12 protein-coding genes are annotated in these 14,472 nt (G+C 66.9%); 6 read left to right on the forward strand and 6 right to left on the reverse strand.

Annotated elements, in window-relative coordinates; translation table 11 throughout:
- Positions 1 to 5 precede the first annotated feature (5 nt).
- Complete coding sequence (locus WDLP6_RS27215; RefSeq protein ID WP_162594878.1) at positions 6 to 1,520, reverse strand: type I restriction-modification system subunit M; 1,515 nt, start codon at positions 1,518 to 1,520, stop codon at positions 6 to 8.
- A gap of 16 nt (positions 1,521 to 1,536) precedes the next feature.
- A complete protein-coding gene (locus WDLP6_RS27220) occupies positions 1,537 to 2,139 on the reverse strand; it encodes a restriction endonuclease subunit S (protein ID WP_162594879.1) in 603 nt (200 codons plus the stop codon).
- Positions 2,140 to 2,239: 100 nt separating this feature from the next.
- Between WDLP6_RS27220 and WDLP6_RS27225 the strand changes: the two genes are divergently transcribed.
- Positions 2,240 to 3,238 (forward strand): hypothetical protein, encoded by a 999-nt coding sequence (locus WDLP6_RS27225; RefSeq protein WP_162594880.1) that lies wholly within the window; start codon positions 2,240 to 2,242, stop codon positions 3,236 to 3,238.
- Positions 3,239 to 3,270: 32 nt separating this feature from the next.
- Complete coding sequence (locus WDLP6_RS27230; RefSeq protein ID WP_162570245.1) at positions 3,271 to 3,579, forward strand: putative quinol monooxygenase; 309 nt, start codon at positions 3,271 to 3,273, stop codon at positions 3,577 to 3,579.
- A 33-nt stretch (positions 3,580 to 3,612) separates the two neighbouring features.
- Here the strand turns inward: WDLP6_RS27230 and gap are convergent, their stop codons facing one another.
- The gene (gap, locus tag WDLP6_RS27235) at positions 3,613 to 4,614 is read right to left on the reverse strand and encodes a type I glyceraldehyde-3-phosphate dehydrogenase (RefSeq protein ID WP_162570246.1); all 1,002 of its coding nucleotides are present in this window, start codon (positions 4,612 to 4,614) and stop codon (positions 3,613 to 3,615) included.
- 41 nt (positions 4,615 to 4,655) lie between these two features.
- Complete coding sequence (locus WDLP6_RS27240; protein ID WP_162594881.1) at positions 4,656 to 6,749, reverse strand: transketolase family protein; 2,094 nt, start codon at positions 6,747 to 6,749, stop codon at positions 4,656 to 4,658.
- 102 nt (positions 6,750 to 6,851) lie between these two features.
- On the opposite strand from WDLP6_RS27240, the gene WDLP6_RS27245 reads away from it, so the two are divergent.
- Entirely contained in the window at positions 6,852 to 7,241 is a 390-nt protein-coding gene (locus WDLP6_RS27245; protein ID WP_162594882.1) for an S-adenosylmethionine decarboxylase family protein, read from the forward strand.
- Between the two features lie 11 nt (positions 7,242 to 7,252).
- On the forward strand, positions 7,253 to 7,972 hold the full coding sequence (locus WDLP6_RS27250; RefSeq protein WP_162595281.1) for a nucleotidyltransferase family protein: 720 nt from the start codon (positions 7,253 to 7,255) through the stop codon (positions 7,970 to 7,972).
- A 12-nt stretch (positions 7,973 to 7,984) separates the two neighbouring features.
- Here the strand turns inward: WDLP6_RS27250 and WDLP6_RS27255 are convergent, their stop codons facing one another.
- On the reverse strand, positions 7,985 to 9,862 hold the full coding sequence (locus WDLP6_RS27255) for a hypothetical protein (protein WP_162594883.1): 1,878 nt from the start codon (positions 9,860 to 9,862) through the stop codon (positions 7,985 to 7,987).
- A gap of 342 nt (positions 9,863 to 10,204) precedes the next feature.
- Between WDLP6_RS27255 and WDLP6_RS27260 the strand changes: the two genes are divergently transcribed.
- Together WDLP6_RS27260 and WDLP6_RS27265 are read left to right on the forward strand one after the other, a co-directional pair.
- Positions 10,205 to 11,590 carry an aminopeptidase P N-terminal domain-containing protein gene (locus tag WDLP6_RS27260; RefSeq protein WP_162570250.1) on the forward strand — a complete coding sequence of 462 codons (1,386 nt, stop codon included), beginning with the start codon at positions 10,205 to 10,207 and terminating at the stop codon, positions 11,588 to 11,590.
- A gap of 17 nt (positions 11,591 to 11,607) precedes the next feature.
- Entirely contained in the window at positions 11,608 to 12,831 is a 1,224-nt protein-coding gene (locus tag WDLP6_RS27265; protein ID WP_162594884.1) for an alpha/beta hydrolase family protein, read from the forward strand.
- A 46-nt stretch (positions 12,832 to 12,877) separates the two neighbouring features.
- Here the strand turns inward: WDLP6_RS27265 and WDLP6_RS27270 are convergent, their stop codons facing one another.
- Entirely contained in the window at positions 12,878 to 14,470 is a 1,593-nt protein-coding gene (locus WDLP6_RS27270) for an NAD(P)-binding protein (RefSeq protein ID WP_162594885.1), read from the reverse strand.
- Between the last annotated feature and the right edge of the window lie 2 nt (positions 14,471 to 14,472).

Raw genomic sequence — 14,472 nt, forward strand, 5'->3', positions numbered from 1 at the left:
GATTCCTACTCATAGCCAAGTTCCTTCAAGTAGACGGCCATCTCTTCCTCGATCCCGACCCATTCTTTCTTGAGCTCCACTCTCTCGCGCCGCACTTCGGACATGTCGACGCTCATTGCTGACGCGGCACTATCGACATAGCGAGAGATATTGAGATTGAACTCGTGTCCTGCGATCGTCTCCAGCGCCACCAGCGTCGCGTACTTTTCTACTGGCAGACGTGCAGCATAGGTAGTCAGCATTCGCTGCAAATCTTCCTCGCGCAGCGCGTTCTGGTTCTTGCCCGGCTGGAAGCTGCGACTCGCATCGATGAAAAGTACGCTGTCATCCGGCTTGTTCTTGCGAAAGACCAGCACCGCGGCCGGAATGCTCGTCCCGTAGAAGAGCTTTTCGGGAATGCCGATGACCGCATCGACCAGGTTTTCTTCAATGAGCTTCTGGCGAATCCGCCCTTCCGCGCCACCGCGAAACAACACGCCGTGGGGCACCACGACCGCCATGCGCCCGCTGCCCGCCTTCATGGTCTCGATCATGTGCAGGATGAAGGCGAAATCGCCTTTGGTGCGCGGCGGCACGCCGCGACGGAAGCGGCTGAACCTGTCGGTCTCCGCGCTTTCATGGCCCCACTTCTCCAGACTGAACGGCGGATTCGCGACCACGATGTCGAAGTGCCGCAGGCTGGTGTCGCTCGCCAGCAGCTTGGGATTGCGGATGGTGTCGCCCCACTCCACGCGATGGTTGTCCTCGCCGTGCAGGAACATGTTCATCTTGGCCAGCGCCCAGGTGCTGCCGATGGCTTCCTGCCCGTAGAGCGCATAGCGGCGCGAGCCGGTACGCTCGCGGATCAGGCGGCCGCATTTCAGCAGCAGGGAGCCGGAGCCGCAGGTCGGGTCGCAGATTTCTTCGCCCTCTTTCGGATCCATGAGCCGCGCCATCAGCTCCGAGACTTCCGGCGGCGTGTAGAACTCGCCGGCCTTCTTGCCGCTCGTCGACGCGAAGTTCTTGATGAGGTATTCGTAGGCATTGCCGATGACGTCGAGCGTGCCGACGCGGCTCGGGCTGAGGTCGAGTTCGGGCTTGGCGAAGTCCTCGAGCAGGTGGCGCAGGATGTCGTTCTTCTGTTGTTCGTCGCCGAGCTTGTTGGCGTTGAAGCTGATGTCCTGGAAGACGTCGCGCAGCTTGGCGATGTTGGCGTCTTCGATGGCGTGCAAGGCCTTGTCGATGCGCTCGCCGCTGCCGGGTTCGAAGCGCGCCTTGTACAGCGCATAGAAGCTGGCGCGTGGCGGCAGCACGAAGCGCTCGGTCTTGAGCAGTTCCTCGATGAGGCCGGGCTCGGCGTGGGCGTATTCCTTCTTGTAGCTGTCGTAGTGGTCCTGCCAGACGTCCGACACGTACTTGAGGAAGAGCATGGTGAGGACGTAGTCCTTGTAGATGCTCGAGTCGACGGTGCCGCGGAAGGTGTCGCAGGCGGCCCAGACGGCGGCGTTGATGCTTTCCTGGCTGATGCGGGTCTGATTCATGAATTTCCCTGAGGTCTTATGAATGGCCCGAAGCGCTGACCAGCGCTTCGGCCATGGATTCGAACATGCTGTCGCGGTTGCGGATCAAGCGCTCGTAGAGGCGCTGTTCGCTCCGGGCGAGACGGGCCAGCTCGACGACGCGCGCCTGGTCGGCGAGCGGGGGCACGCTGACGCGCAGCGCCTCGAGCACCGGCCGGCGCACGCTCAGCTGGCTCGAACCCTCCGCGGCGCGCCTGAGCGCGCGCTGGAAGGGCGCCCGGTTGATCTGCCAGGCGAGAAAGCCCGCCAGCAGCGCGCTGCCCGGCTTCATGCGAAGGTGGAACAGGTGCGGTCCGCAGACGGCGCCCTGCGGCGGCGCATCGAGGCAGATGGCATAGAAGCGCGTGCCGCGCGAGACGAACAGCACATCGTCCGGCAGCAGCCAGTCGGCCTTGCCGCGGCCGCCGAGCCGCGTGCGGGTGACGCGGTCCCAGTGGACGCCATCGAGCGGATCCATGTCCTTCATCTGAACGGCCCGCACGGGTCCGTCCTGCACTTCGTCGATGGGCCCGCGGAAGGGGTAGCCCGCATGCACGAACGCGGCCGCACCCAGCGAAATTTCAAATGCATGAACGAACATGATGCACATGCTAACTTGCAAAGTGGCAGCGCTTCACGCAAACTCAGATTGCGAATAAATAGCATCAAACGATGTGATGCACAAAAAAGGAGGATTCGCGATGGGCTATGAAGTGGACCTGCTGTCGTCCGCAAGCGGCGGCGGCGCGCTTTGCGTGCGATGGGGCCTGCCGGGAAATTACAAGGTGCTGGTCTACGACGGCGGCACGGCGGAATCGGGCGAGCGCCTGGTCGCGCACATCGAATCCAACTATCTGAGCTCGCGGGTGGACTATGTCGTGAGTTCCCATCCCGACAGCGAGCACACGGCCGGGCTGGCGGTGGTGCTGCGCCGGCTGCAGGTCGGCGCGTTGTGGATGCATCGGCCCTGGACGCGTTCGGCGGCGCTGCGCGACAAGCTGCGCAGCGCCTTCCGCCTGGAAGAACTGGCCGGCCGCGGCAACATCCCGGTCCATGAGCCGTTCAAGGGCGCGCGCATCGGTCCGTTCGTGGTGCTGTCGCCAAACGAGCAGCACTACGTCGATGGGCTGCTGCCGGGCTTCGGTCAATCGCCGAGGCGCGCCGCGGCCTCCCGGCCTGCCGATCCCGGCGCGTTCTTTCTGAAGATGAAGGAATGGGCCGGCGGCCCCTGGCGCTTCGAGGCGCTGCCGAACGATGCGGTCACCAGCGCGAAGAACGATGCCAGTGCCGTGCTCTATGCCAGCTTCGGCGGCAACGGGGTGCTGCTGACCGGCACGGCCGGGATCGGGGCGCTCTCGGCAGCGGCGCACTACGCCGAACGCCTGGGCATCCATCTGCCGTCGAGGCTGCGCTTCCTGCAGGTGCCCAACCATGGCCATCCCGGCAACGTGTCGACCGAGGTGCTGGACCGCATCGTCGGGGTGCGCGTGGCGAAGGAGGAGCGCTGCTACACCAAGACCGCCTTCGTCTCGGTGAGCCGCGATGCGCCGCAAGGCGCGGAACGGGTGGTGGCGGACGCGCTGGCGCGCCGCGGCGCGCTGACCTTCGCCACCCGCGGCGCGAGCCTTTATCACGGGCATGGCATGCCTGCGCGCAGATGGCGCACGGCCCGGCCCGCGCGAAACACCAATACGGCTTAAATTCGCGGCCTCAGCCCAAGGAGATTCTGCAGATGATTCATGTCGTCGCCGTCATCACGGCCAAGCCCGGTCAACGCGCCCGGATCCTGGAAGCCTTCCACGCCAACCGGCCTGCCGTGCTGGCCGAACAGGGATGCATCGAGTACGTCGCCACCTTGGATGCCGAAGGCATGCCGACGTCGCCGGGCACCTTCGGCGCGGACACCTTCGTCGTGATCGAGAAGTGGGAAACGCTGGATGCGCTCAACGCGCATGCGGTGTCGCCGCACATGGTCGCCTACGGCGCGAAGAACAAGGACTTCATTGCCGGCCGCGTGATCCATGTGCTGTCGCCGGTCTGAGCCTCCCATCGGCCCAGCCGGCGAAAGAGGCGCTTACCTGGCGACGACGCGCACCATCTCCAGGCACTTGTTCGAATAGCCCCATTCGTTGTCGTACCAGCTCACGAGCTTGACGAACGTGCCATCGAGGGCAATGCCGGCATCGGCATCGAAGATCGAGGTGCGCGGGTCGCCGCGGAAGTCGGTGGCGACCACCTTGTCCTCGGTGTAGCCGAGCACGCCCTTGAGCGCACCTTCGCTCTGCGCCTTCATCTCGGCGCAGATCTCCTTGTAGCTCGCTTCCTTGACCAGCTCGACGGTGAGGTCGACCACCGACACGTCGGAGGTCGGCACGCGGAAGCTCATGCCGGTGAGCTTCTTGTTGAGCTCGGGGATGACCACGCCCACGGCCTTGGCCGCGCCGGTGCTCGAAGGGATGATGTTCTCGAGGATGCCGCGGCCGCCGCGCCAGTCCTTGTTGCTCGGGCCGTCGACGGTCTTCTGCGTCGCGGTGGTGGCGTGCACGGTGGTCATCAGGCCGCGCTTGATGCCCCACTTGTCGTTCACCACCTTGGCCAGCGGCGCGAGGCAGTTGGTGGTGCAGCTGGCGTTGCTGATGATGGCCTGGCCGTCGTAGGTCTTGTCGTTCACGCCATAGACGAACATGGGCGTGTCGTCCTTGCTGGGCGCGGACATGATGACCTTCTTCGCGCCGGCATCGACGTGCTTCTGGCAGGTTTCCTTGGTGAGGAACAGGCCGGTGGATTCGAGCACGATGTCGGCGCCGACCTCGTTCCACTTGAGGTTGGCCGGATCGCGCTCCTGCGTGAGGCGGATCTTCTTGCCGTTGACGACGAGGGTGTTGCCGTCGACCGTGATCTCGCCCTGGAAGCGGCCATGCACCGAGTCGTACTGCAGCATGTAGGCCAGGTAGTCGGGCTCGAGCAGGTCGTTGATGGCGACGATCTCGATGTCGTTCTTGAAGTTCTGCACCGCTGCGCGCAAGACGTTGCGACCGATGCGACCGAAGCCGTTGATGCCGAGTTTGATAGCCATGTGTCTGCTCCTGGATGGTTTGAAAACGGGGTCGATCGAGTTCAGCGCGCGAGCGCTGCTTCGACGGTGGCAGCGACGTTCTCTGCCGTGAAACCGAAATGCTTGAAGAGCGCGGGCGCGGGCGCCGATTCGCCATAGGTGTCGATGCCGACGACGGCGGCGACACCGTATTTCCACCAGCCGGCGGTGACGCCCATCTCGACCGCAATGCGCGGCGTGCCCGCGGGCAGCACGCTCTTCTTGTAGGCGATGCTCTGGCGGTCGAAGGTGGTGGTCGAGGGCATGGACACGACGCGCACGCCGATGTTCTTCGCCGCCAGCAGTTCCTGCGCCTTGAGCGCGAGCTGCACCTCGGAGCCGGTGGCGATGAGGACCGCGCGCGTCTTCTTGCCGCCGATCGGTTCGGCCAGCACGTAGGCGCCCTTGCTGATGTCGCTCAGGTCCTTCTTCGGTGCGTAGGCGATGTTCTGGCGCGACAGCAGCAGCGCCGTCGGATGCCTGGCGTTCTGCAGCGCGACGGCCCAGGCCACCGCGGTTTCGGCCGTGTCGCCCGGACGCCAGACGTCGAGGTTCGGGATCAGGCGCAGCGACCAGGCATGCTCGATCGACTGGTGCGTCGGGCCGTCTTCGCCGAGGCCGATCGAGTCGTGCGTGAAGACGTGGATCACGCGGTGCTTCATGAGCGCGGCCATGCGGACCGCGTTGCGGCTGTAGTCGCTGAAGGTGAGGAAGGTGCCGCCGTACGGGATGTAGCCGCCATGCAGCGCGATGCCGTTCATGATCGCCGCCATGCCGAACTCGCGCACACCGTAGTTGATGTGGCGGCCGATGATGTGCGGCGGCTCGGCGTTGTCGGCGGTGCTGCTCGGCTTGGCCTCGTCTTCGGCGCCCGGCTTGGACTGTTCGATGGCGCCCAGGATCACGGCACCGGTCTTCGGATCGAAGCGCAGCGGCGGCGTGCTCTTGGTGTTGGTGAGGTTGGAGCCCGTCAGGTCGGCGCTGCCGCCGAGCATCTCGGGCAGGGCCGCGGTGAAGGCTTCGAGCGCCAGCTGGCTCGCCTTGCGGCTGGCCACCGTCTCGGCCTTGGCGTGGGCGGCAACCACGGTGTCGAAGGCGACCTGGTTGAAGTCCTTCGGCAGCTCGCCCTTCATGCGGCGCGTGAATTCGGCAGCGAGTTCCGGATAGGCAGCGGTGTAGGCCGCGAAGCGTCCGTCCCATTCGGCCTCGACCTTGGCGCCGGCTTCCTTGTGGTTCCAGTCGTCGTACACGGCCTGCGGGATCTCGAATGGCGGGTAGGGCCAGCCGATGGCGGCGCGCGTGAGCGCGACCTCTTCGACGCCGAGCGTCTCGCCGTGCGCCTTGGCGGTGCCGGCGCGGTTCGGGCTGCCCTTGCCGATGGTCGTCTTGCAGATGATGAGCGAGGGCTTGTCGGTGTGCTTCTTGGCCTTCTCGATGGCCTTGGAAACGTCCTTCTCGTCGTTGCCGTCGATCGGGCCGATGACGTGCCAGCCGTAGGCTTCGAAACGCTTCTCGGTGTCTTCGATGAACCAGGGCTTGACCTGGCCGTCGATGCTGATGCCGTTGCTGTCGTAGAGCGCGATCAGCTTGCCCAGCCGCCACGCACCGGCCAGCGCGGCCGCCTCGTGGCTGATGCCTTCCATCATGCAGCCGTCGCCGAGGAAGGCGTAGGTGTGATGGTCGACGATCTCGTGGCCCTTGCGGTTGAACTCGGCCGCCAGCAGCTTCTCGGCCAGCGCGAAGCCGACGGCGTTGGTGATGCCCTGGCCCAGCGGGCCGGTGGTGGTTTCGACGCCGGGCGTGAGGTCGACTTCGGGGTGCCCCGGGGTCTTGCTGCCGAGCTGGCGAAAGCGCTTGAGCTCGTCCATCGGCAGGTCGTAACCGGTGAGGTGCAGCACCGCGTACAGCATCATCGATGCATGGCCGTTGGACAGCACGAAGCGATCGCGGTCGAACCAGTGCGGATTGGCGGGGTTGTAGCGCAGGTGTTCGCTCCACAGCGCCACGGCCATGTCGGCCATGCCCATCGGTGCGCCAGGATGCCCTGAGTTGGCGAGTTGAACGGCATCCATTGCCAGCGCGCGAATCGCGTTGGCCATCAAGGCTTGGTTGGCCATTTGTGGCTTTCTCTGGGAGCAGGTTAGGGGGAACCCGGGATTTTAACGGCCGGGGGCGCGGCCCCCGGCCGAGGGCCGCGCGGGACTGCTAGAGTCCCGCCCATGCATGGCCTGCACCTGACCGCCGACCTCCACGATTGCCGCTGCGAAATGCACTGGCTGCTCGATGCCGAAGCGCTCGGCGCGGCTTGCGTCAAGACCGCACAGGCCGCCGGGCTGCAGGTGGTCGGCAAGCTCTTTCACGGCTTTCCGGCGACGCCGCAGGGGCCCGGCGGCGTGACGGCCACGGTGCTGCTGGCCGAGTCGCATCTGTGCGCCCACACCTGGCCCGAACAGCGCGGCGTCACGCTCGATGTCTACGTCTGCAACATCGGCGCCGACCATTCGAGGAAGGCCATGGCGGTGATGGAAGCGCTGGAGGCGATCTTCATGCCGACGCGCGTGGAGCGGCATGCGCTGAAGCGCGGCGCGCTCGGGGCCGCTACCGCGTGACGGTCAAGGCCATGATCCTCGCGGCCGGGCGCGGCGAGCGCATGCGGCCGCTGACGGACGCCACGCCCAAGCCGCTGCTCGAGGTGCGCGGCAAGCCGCTGATGCAATGGCCGATGGAGGCGCTGGCGGCAGGAGGCTTCACGCAGCTCGTGGTCAACACCGCATGGCTGGGCGAGCAGATCGAGCAGCGCTTCGGCACGTGCTGCGCGTGGGGCGCAGGCCTGGCGTCGACGCTCGGCTATTCGCACGAAGGCCGCGACTTCGGCAGCGCGCTCGAAACCGCGGGCGGGATCGTTCGCGCACTGCCATTGCTGGGCGAGGTCTTCTGGGCGGCGGCGGGCGACGTGTTCGCGCCGCACTTCGGGTTCAGCCAGGCGGCGGTCGAGCGCTTCGTGGCCGACGGCCGGCTGGCACACCTGTGGCTGGTTCCGAATCCGTCGCACAACCCGAAAGGCGATTTCGGACTCGACGAAGACGGGCTGGCCACGGACGATGGCATCGCGGGCGCCGCAACCCGCTTCACCTTCTCGACCATCGGGCTCTACCGCGCCGCGCTGTTCGCGCCGCCCTGGTGCGACATCGCCGCCGGCAATCCGGATGGCATCAAGGCCCCTCTTGCGCCGCTGTTGCGCGCGGCCATGAGAAAGGCCCAGGTGAGCGCGGAACTCTACCTGGGCCCATGGACCGATGTGGGAACGCCCGAGCGGCTTGACGCGCTGAACGCTCCCTGATGCCCGTTTGCGTTACGGGATGTTCGAGGTGACGACCTGGAACACGCCGCCGGGCAACGAGAGGCTGCCGCCATATTCGAAGGGGCCGCTGCCGGAGACGGGGCAACCGTTGGGCGGCTGGCAATTCCACCCTGGTGTCACGTTGGTCCGGAAGATGACCGGGCCGTAGCGGTAGTTCGAGATTTTCCTGCCGCCATAGTCGGCCACCGACAGCACGTAAGACTCCGTGCCATGGTTTTCGTTGTCCTCCGCCGAAATCGGGTCCACGAGGCTGGCATCGGACAGCGACAGCGCGGGAACGCGCGGGATGCCGCTGTTGAAGTCGTTCGCGAAGCGCACCCAGTCGATGCGGCGATCGCCGCGCGAGGTGACGATCAGGTCGTGGTCGGCGCCGCCCTTCTTGACGTAGGCGATGCTGGTCGGATTGCGTCCGACCGCGACGGGGGTGGTGCCGGCGTCGGTGATATCGGTCGCCGTGCCGGCGGTCGTCGCGTTGAGGTAGTTGCCGAGCTTGTAGATGTGCAGCTGGCCGTCCTGCGTCGCGACCCAGGCGCGGGAGGTGGTGCTGAGCAGGCCCACCTTGACGGCCGAGGGCCGCTGGGCCAGGCTGATCGTCTTGATCACGGTCGGCATCTGCGACGGCACCGCGGTGAAGGTGTAGGGCCACTGGTTGTCGGCCGGCCCGCGGCCGTTGACGATCTTGCTGTTGAACGCACTTTGCGGGTTGGCGGCAACGTTGAAGTACTGCTCGCGGTAGTAGCTGAACAGTGGACGCAGATCGATGAAGGCCGCCTGCTGCTCCGACTTGGAAATCACGACCGCAATGCCGGTGCGTGCAACGCCGCCGCTGTTGGCGCCGCTGTAGAAGCTGGTGCGGTTGCTGTCACTGCTCAGCGGAAGATTCCAGTACGTGTTGGTCGTCGCGTTGTAGCTGTCGACACTGACGCCGGTCGAGGCCGAGATCTCGGTCGGCGCCTTCATCGTGGTGGGCAGGTCGACATAGCCCAGCACCTTCATGTACGCGAAGTTGCCGAGGTTGGGGAGACCGGGATAGACGCCGTTCCATTCGCCCCAGTTGTTGTACCAGGCGCCGGGGTTGTCAGGCGTGCAGGCATTGCACAGGCCGGCCAACGCGATCACCGCCACCTGTCCCTTCAGGTTGACTGTGTCCCAGACCGTGACCAGCGCGAATTCGCCGCTGTTGGTCACCGCGATCGCGGTCGGCACCTTGCCTGCCGCGAGCTGTGCCGTGCCCTGGTTGTACGCGGTATTGCTGCCGGCTGCGGCGATCAGGCCGCCCTGGAACACCATCAGATTGGTCACGCACCAGGTGTCGCGGCCATAGCAATGGCCCACCGCCACGGCGTCGCTTGTCTTGAGGCCAGCATTGCGGTAGTTCAGCAGGTTGAAGTCGTTGACGCCGGAGTCGTTGGTGGCGGAATACACCCCCTGGTACGTCGCCCAGCTGGGCTGGGGCCGCTCTGCGAACGTGTTGCTGGCCATGGAGATGGATTGCAGGCCAGCCACGCCGCCGTACTGGGCCGGACTGTCGGCCACGAAGGCCGTCTGCATGATGTTCGAGGAATAGTCGCCGGGGCTCGCCACCAGCGGTCCGCCGACCTGCCAGGTGCCGCAGAAGCCATTCGGAAACGGAAGGCAATGGCGGTCGCCGCCGATGCCGCTCGGGTTGTTGAGCGAGATCGGGTCGTACGACTGGTCGGCCGGTGCCCCGAGGGCCGTGCGCCCGGTATTGCTGGTCGTGCCATAGGCGGCCGGGTTCGGCCCGTAGCGATAGTCGATGCCGGCCGCCTTGCCCATGGCTGCAGCCGTCGACTGGTAAGCCGCCGCCGAGAACGTGCCGGAACTGCTGACGATCGCGTCGCCCAGCACCGGTCCGCTGCTGCCAGTGTCAGTGTCAGTGCCTGTGCTCGTGCCGGACCCTGCGGCCCCCGTACCGGTCGCACCCGTGCCCAACGTGGCAGCACTCAAACCGACTGCACCGATACCGCCACCACCGCCGCCACCCCCACCTCCGCACGCGCTCAACGCGCTCGCAGCAACAAGAAGCAGAAGTGCGCTTTTATGAATGAATTTCAAGAAAAACACCTCCAGATTGATCAAGATGAGCTTGTACGTGGGAGCCTTCCTACAGGGCAATCATTCTTGCAAATCTTTTCGTTGTTTGTTTCCCAGCGCCGCCAGGGTGTTACAAACGTATTGCATAGTGACGACATGACCGCAAATTCCCACGCTCTTCGCCGTGCGCGCCTTGCAGCCCAACTGGGTGCCGACGGCATCGCCATCATTCCGACGGCACCGGAACGCCAACGCAACCGCGACAGCGACTTCCTCTACCGGCATGACAGCTATTTCTTCTATCTGACGGGCTTCACCGAGCCGAACGCCTGGCTGGTGTTGGCCGGCGATGGCCGCGCCACGCTGTTCTGCGCGCCCAAGGATCCGGAGCGCGAGGTCTGGGACGGCTACCGACTCGGGCCTTCGGCGGCGCCGGCAGCGCTCGGCGTCGACGAGGCTTTCGCGGTCGACGAACTCGATGCCCGGCTGCCCAAGCTGCTGGAGAACAAGGCCGTCGTCTGGTATCCCTTCGCGACCTACAAGGGCCTCGAGTCGCGCATCGACGGCTGGCTTTCGGCCGTGCGCGCACGCGTGCGCTACGGCGCGCTCTGTCCGGAAGAGCAGCGCGACCTGTGCGGCCCGCTCGACGAGATGCGCCTGATGAAGGACGCCGGTGAACAGGACGTGATGCGCCGCGCCGCGCAGATCAGCGCCCGGGCCCACGTGCGCGCGATGCAGCTGTCGGCGCGCATGCTGCGCGAGGGGAAGGACGTGCGCGAATACCACCTCGACGCCGAACTGCTGCACGAATTCCGCCTGGGCGGTTCGCAATATCCCGCCTACGGTTCGATCGTGGCAGCGGGCGCCAACGCCTGCGTGCTGCACTACCGCGCCGACGTGGCGCCGGTGCGCGACGGCGAGCTGGTGCTGATCGACGCCGGGTGCGAACTCGACGGCTACGCGAGCGACATCACGCGCACCTTTCCCGCCAACGGCCGGTTCACCGGACCGCAGCGCGCGCTGTACGACCTGGTGCGCGCGAGCCAGGACGCGGCGGTCGCGGCGACGCAGCCCGGGCGGCGCTTCAACGATCCGCACGAGGCCGCCGTGAAGGTGTTGTCGCAGGGCATGCTGGATCTGGGGCTGCTCGACGCGAACAAGGTCGGCGGCATCGACGACGTGATCGCGCAGCGCGCCTACTTTCCCTTCTACATGCATCGCACCGGCCATTGGCTCGGCATGGATGTCCACGACTGCGGCAGTTACGTCGAGCCGACCGAGGTGGGCGAGGTGAGCGAGCGCAAGGACCCGCTGTCCAACGAGATCATCAAGAACCGTCCCAGCCGCATCCTGCATCCGGGCATGGTGCTGACCGTCGAGCCGGGCATCTACGTGCGCCCTGCCGACGGCGTGCCGGCGCAGTTCCACAACATCGGCATCCGGATCGAAGACGACGCCATCGTCACCGCGAGCGGCTGCGAGCTGATCTCGCGCGGCGTGCCGGTCGATGCGGACGAGATCGAAGCACTGATGCGCAACTAGCGCCGCAGACGCCGCCCATGGCCGATCGCCCCATGCACAAGCGCTCCTGGCTTCTGCTGGTCCTGGTGCTGCTGGTCTGGTCCTACTTCGCCCGGCCGGTCTACGACTTCGCATGGATCGTCTCGGGCCGGCTGTACGACATGGCGGCCGCCAGGATCGGATCGCCGACCCTGCGCATGAAGCGCCAGGACGTGGTCGACCGCGCCCTCGCGCAGGGCGACGAGATCGCGGCCTACCTGCGCGCGCTGCGCGATGCGGTCCCGCGGGTCGCGGCATCGCCGGCGCTCGACTTCTCGAGCATCGAAGCCTTCTCCCGGTCCGCCCAGGCTTCGCGGGCGCGCCTGAGCCAGAGCCTGCGCTATCCCCCGCCGGGTTTCGATGTGCCGCTCACGCAGCCGGTGGTTGAATCCGCCATCGGCGCCGATGAATTCGCGACCTACCGCGAACTGAAGATCCCGGTGCTCCCCGGCGTCTACGCCACGGGCATCTACATGCGTCCGAAGAGCGCGGACGACCAGAAGAAACTGCCGCTGGTGATTTCAGCCGCCGGCCGCGGCGGAATGCCCGCCGAGACCCCGGACGGCCTGCTGAAGGGCATGGGCAAGAGCCGCCGCAACCTGGCCTGGGATGCGCTCCAGCATGGCTACGCGGTCTGGATGCCGACCTATGTGCACTACGGCCGGGACGGCGATGACTTCAGGGACCGGCTGACCGTGCGCGCCTGGGAGGCCGGCACCTCGCTGCCGGCCATCGAGATCGCCAAGACGGTCAAGGCGCTGGACGTCCTGCTCAAACGGCCCGACATCGATCCGCAGCGCGTGGCCATGATGGGCCACTCCTACGGCGGCTTCTACACCCTCTACACGACCGCGCTCGATCCGCGCATCCGCGTGGCCGTCGTGGCCGCGTACTTCAACGATCGCGAAGCCGTGCTGGATTCGTCCGAGCCGAACGGCTTTCTCGACTGGCGCTATCCCGATGCGCTGACGCTGTGGCGCGACCCGTCGGTCGCCGCGCTCGTCGCGCCGCGGCCGCTCCTGATCGAGGCCGGCAACCAGGACCCGCTCTTTCCGATCCAGGGCGCGCGCAAGGCGGCGCCGGAAGCGGCTGCGCTGTATCAGCGCCTGGGCATCGGCGATCGCTTCGAATTCCGGGAGTTCGTCGGCCGCCACGACTTCGACGGCGAGGCGGCAATGGCCTTCATCGACAGGCAGCTCGGCGGCGGCGCGGCACGCGACTGAGACCGCGGCCGCCACGGGTCTTCGTGGATATGCGTTCCATCGCCGCTCAGGCCAGCAATGCCGAGGCCGCCAGGTGTCCCCGCGTGAACGCCTCTTCGAAGATGGAGTAGCCCGACCAGTCGGCATGGGCGAACAACAGGCGTCCGCTGCGCACCAGGCTTCGCGCCATCGACGATGCTCCGGCCCCGAGCAGGCCGGGTGAGGGAATGGCCATCGCATGCCCGTAGCGCGTGATGTCGATGCGCGTCGCCTGCGCCGCGAAATCGGGATGCGGCACCGAGAGCTCGGCCAGCAGGTCGTCGCGCCACGCGGCCCATGGCCGATCGAGCAGCCGGCGGCGGCCGTCCGGACCGTCGTAGCCGCTGGGACCGAGCGGGCGGTACCAGCTCATCACAGTCGGGCCGGGCGTGGGGTCGAGGCTTTGATGGCGTGCATCGACATAACCGAGGCCGGCCGTGCCGTAGACCACGTTGTCCCAGCTCGGCGCCGGGCCGCGCCGGTCGGCCAGCGGCGCGCGCAGATGGACATTGGCGACCAGCCATGGCGCGTAGCGAAGATGTGCGGCGGCATGGCGCAGCAGCTCGGGCGGTCCCTCGATCACGCGAACGGCGATGAACACCGGCAGCGCGACGATGCAGTGCTCGGCCTGCCACCGCACCACGGAATGCGAGGCGAGGTCGAAGCTGTCGACCTCGACGCCGGCGCGCGTTTCGGCAATGCGCACGACGGCCTGCGCCGCATGCAACCGTTCGCCCAGCGGCGCCGCGAGCCGGCGCGTGAGCCAGCCGTTGCCCTCGGGCCAGGTGAGCACCGCGTCGCGCTCGCCGCTGTCGTCGCCGGGCGCATGGAAGCCGTGCCGGCTCGCGAAGTAGTGGATGCCGGCCCAGGCCGAGACCTGCGTGAGACCGGCACCGTAGTCGTCGCGACAGCAGTAGTCGAGGTACCAGCGCAGATACCGGTCGTCGAGGCCAAGGCCGTCCAGCCAGGCGCCGAATGAGACCGCGTCGAGTGCCAGCAGCGTGGCCGACAGCGGTGCCTTCAGCGTCGGGATCGAGAACTTCGCCTCGTGCTGCAGCCGGTCCACCTGCGCGGCGAAGCGGCGGTACTGCGCGAGCGTCGCCTCGCCGATGCTGTTGACGGGCAACAGGCCGTCCTGCCATTCGCCGCCGATGAAGAGACGCTCCTGCGGGCTGTGGCAGAGATGGCGTTCGTCGTACTCCCAGCGGCCCGCAACGCGCTGCCGCAGGCCCAGCTCTTCCAGCAGATCCTGGACCTCGGTCGCATCGTCGCCGGGCGCCGGCAGGTAGTGCGCGCCAAGCGGACAGGCAATGCCCTCGACCGCGCCGCCGCGGCTGTTGCCGCCGGCCGTGTCCTCCAGTTCGAGCAGCGCGAAGTCGTCGATGCCGCCGAGTCGCAACGCGCGCGCTGCTGCGAGACCCGCGACCCCGCCGCCGGCGATCACGACGCGCGTGCGGCGCGCCTGCACAGGTCCATCCGAACGCAGCAGGCCATCGCGCAGCGCATGGCCGCGCGCCACGTCGATGCCGGTGAAGCCGCCTTCGATGGCTGGCGCCGACGCGTCGCATCCGCAGAGCGCGAATGCGCCCGCCGTCGCACCGATGAACTCACGCCGCTTCATCA

This window comes from Variovorax sp. PBL-E5 (assembly GCF_901827185.1).
In the GTDB taxonomy this organism is placed as follows: domain Bacteria; phylum Pseudomonadota; class Gammaproteobacteria; order Burkholderiales; family Burkholderiaceae_C; genus Variovorax.

Bases quoted from the DNA above. Each gene is read 5' to 3' on its own strand.
- WDLP6_RS27265 (WP_162594884.1), top strand. From the start codon at position 11,608: ATGGCCGATCGCCCCATGCACAAGCGCTCCTGGCTTCTGCTGGTCCTG.
- gap (WP_162570246.1), bottom strand. From the start codon at position 4,614: ATGGCTATCAAACTCGGCATCAACGGCTTCGGTCGCATCGGTCGCAAC.
- WDLP6_RS27220 (WP_162594879.1), bottom strand. From the start codon at position 2,139: ATGTTCGTTCATGCATTTGAAATTTCGCTGGGTGCGGCCGCGTTCGTG.
- WDLP6_RS27225 (WP_162594880.1), top strand. From the start codon at position 2,240: ATGGGCTATGAAGTGGACCTGCTGTCGTCCGCAAGCGGCGGCGGCGCG.
- WDLP6_RS27215 (WP_162594878.1), bottom strand. From the start codon at position 1,520: ATGAATCAGACCCGCATCAGCCAGGAAAGCATCAACGCCGCCGTCTGG.
- WDLP6_RS27250 (WP_162595281.1), top strand. From the start codon at position 7,253: ATGATCCTCGCGGCCGGGCGCGGCGAGCGCATGCGGCCGCTGACGGAC.
- WDLP6_RS27230 (WP_162570245.1), top strand. From the start codon at position 3,271: ATGATTCATGTCGTCGCCGTCATCACGGCCAAGCCCGGTCAACGCGCC.
- WDLP6_RS27270 (WP_162594885.1), bottom strand. From the start codon at position 14,470: ATGAAGCGGCGTGAGTTCATCGGTGCGACGGCGGGCGCATTCGCGCTC.
- WDLP6_RS27260 (WP_162570250.1), top strand. From the start codon at position 10,205: ATGACCGCAAATTCCCACGCTCTTCGCCGTGCGCGCCTTGCAGCCCAA.
- WDLP6_RS27240 (WP_162594881.1), bottom strand. From the start codon at position 6,749: ATGGCCAACCAAGCCTTGATGGCCAACGCGATTCGCGCGCTGGCAATG.
- WDLP6_RS27245 (WP_162594882.1), top strand. From the start codon at position 6,852: ATGCATGGCCTGCACCTGACCGCCGACCTCCACGATTGCCGCTGCGAA.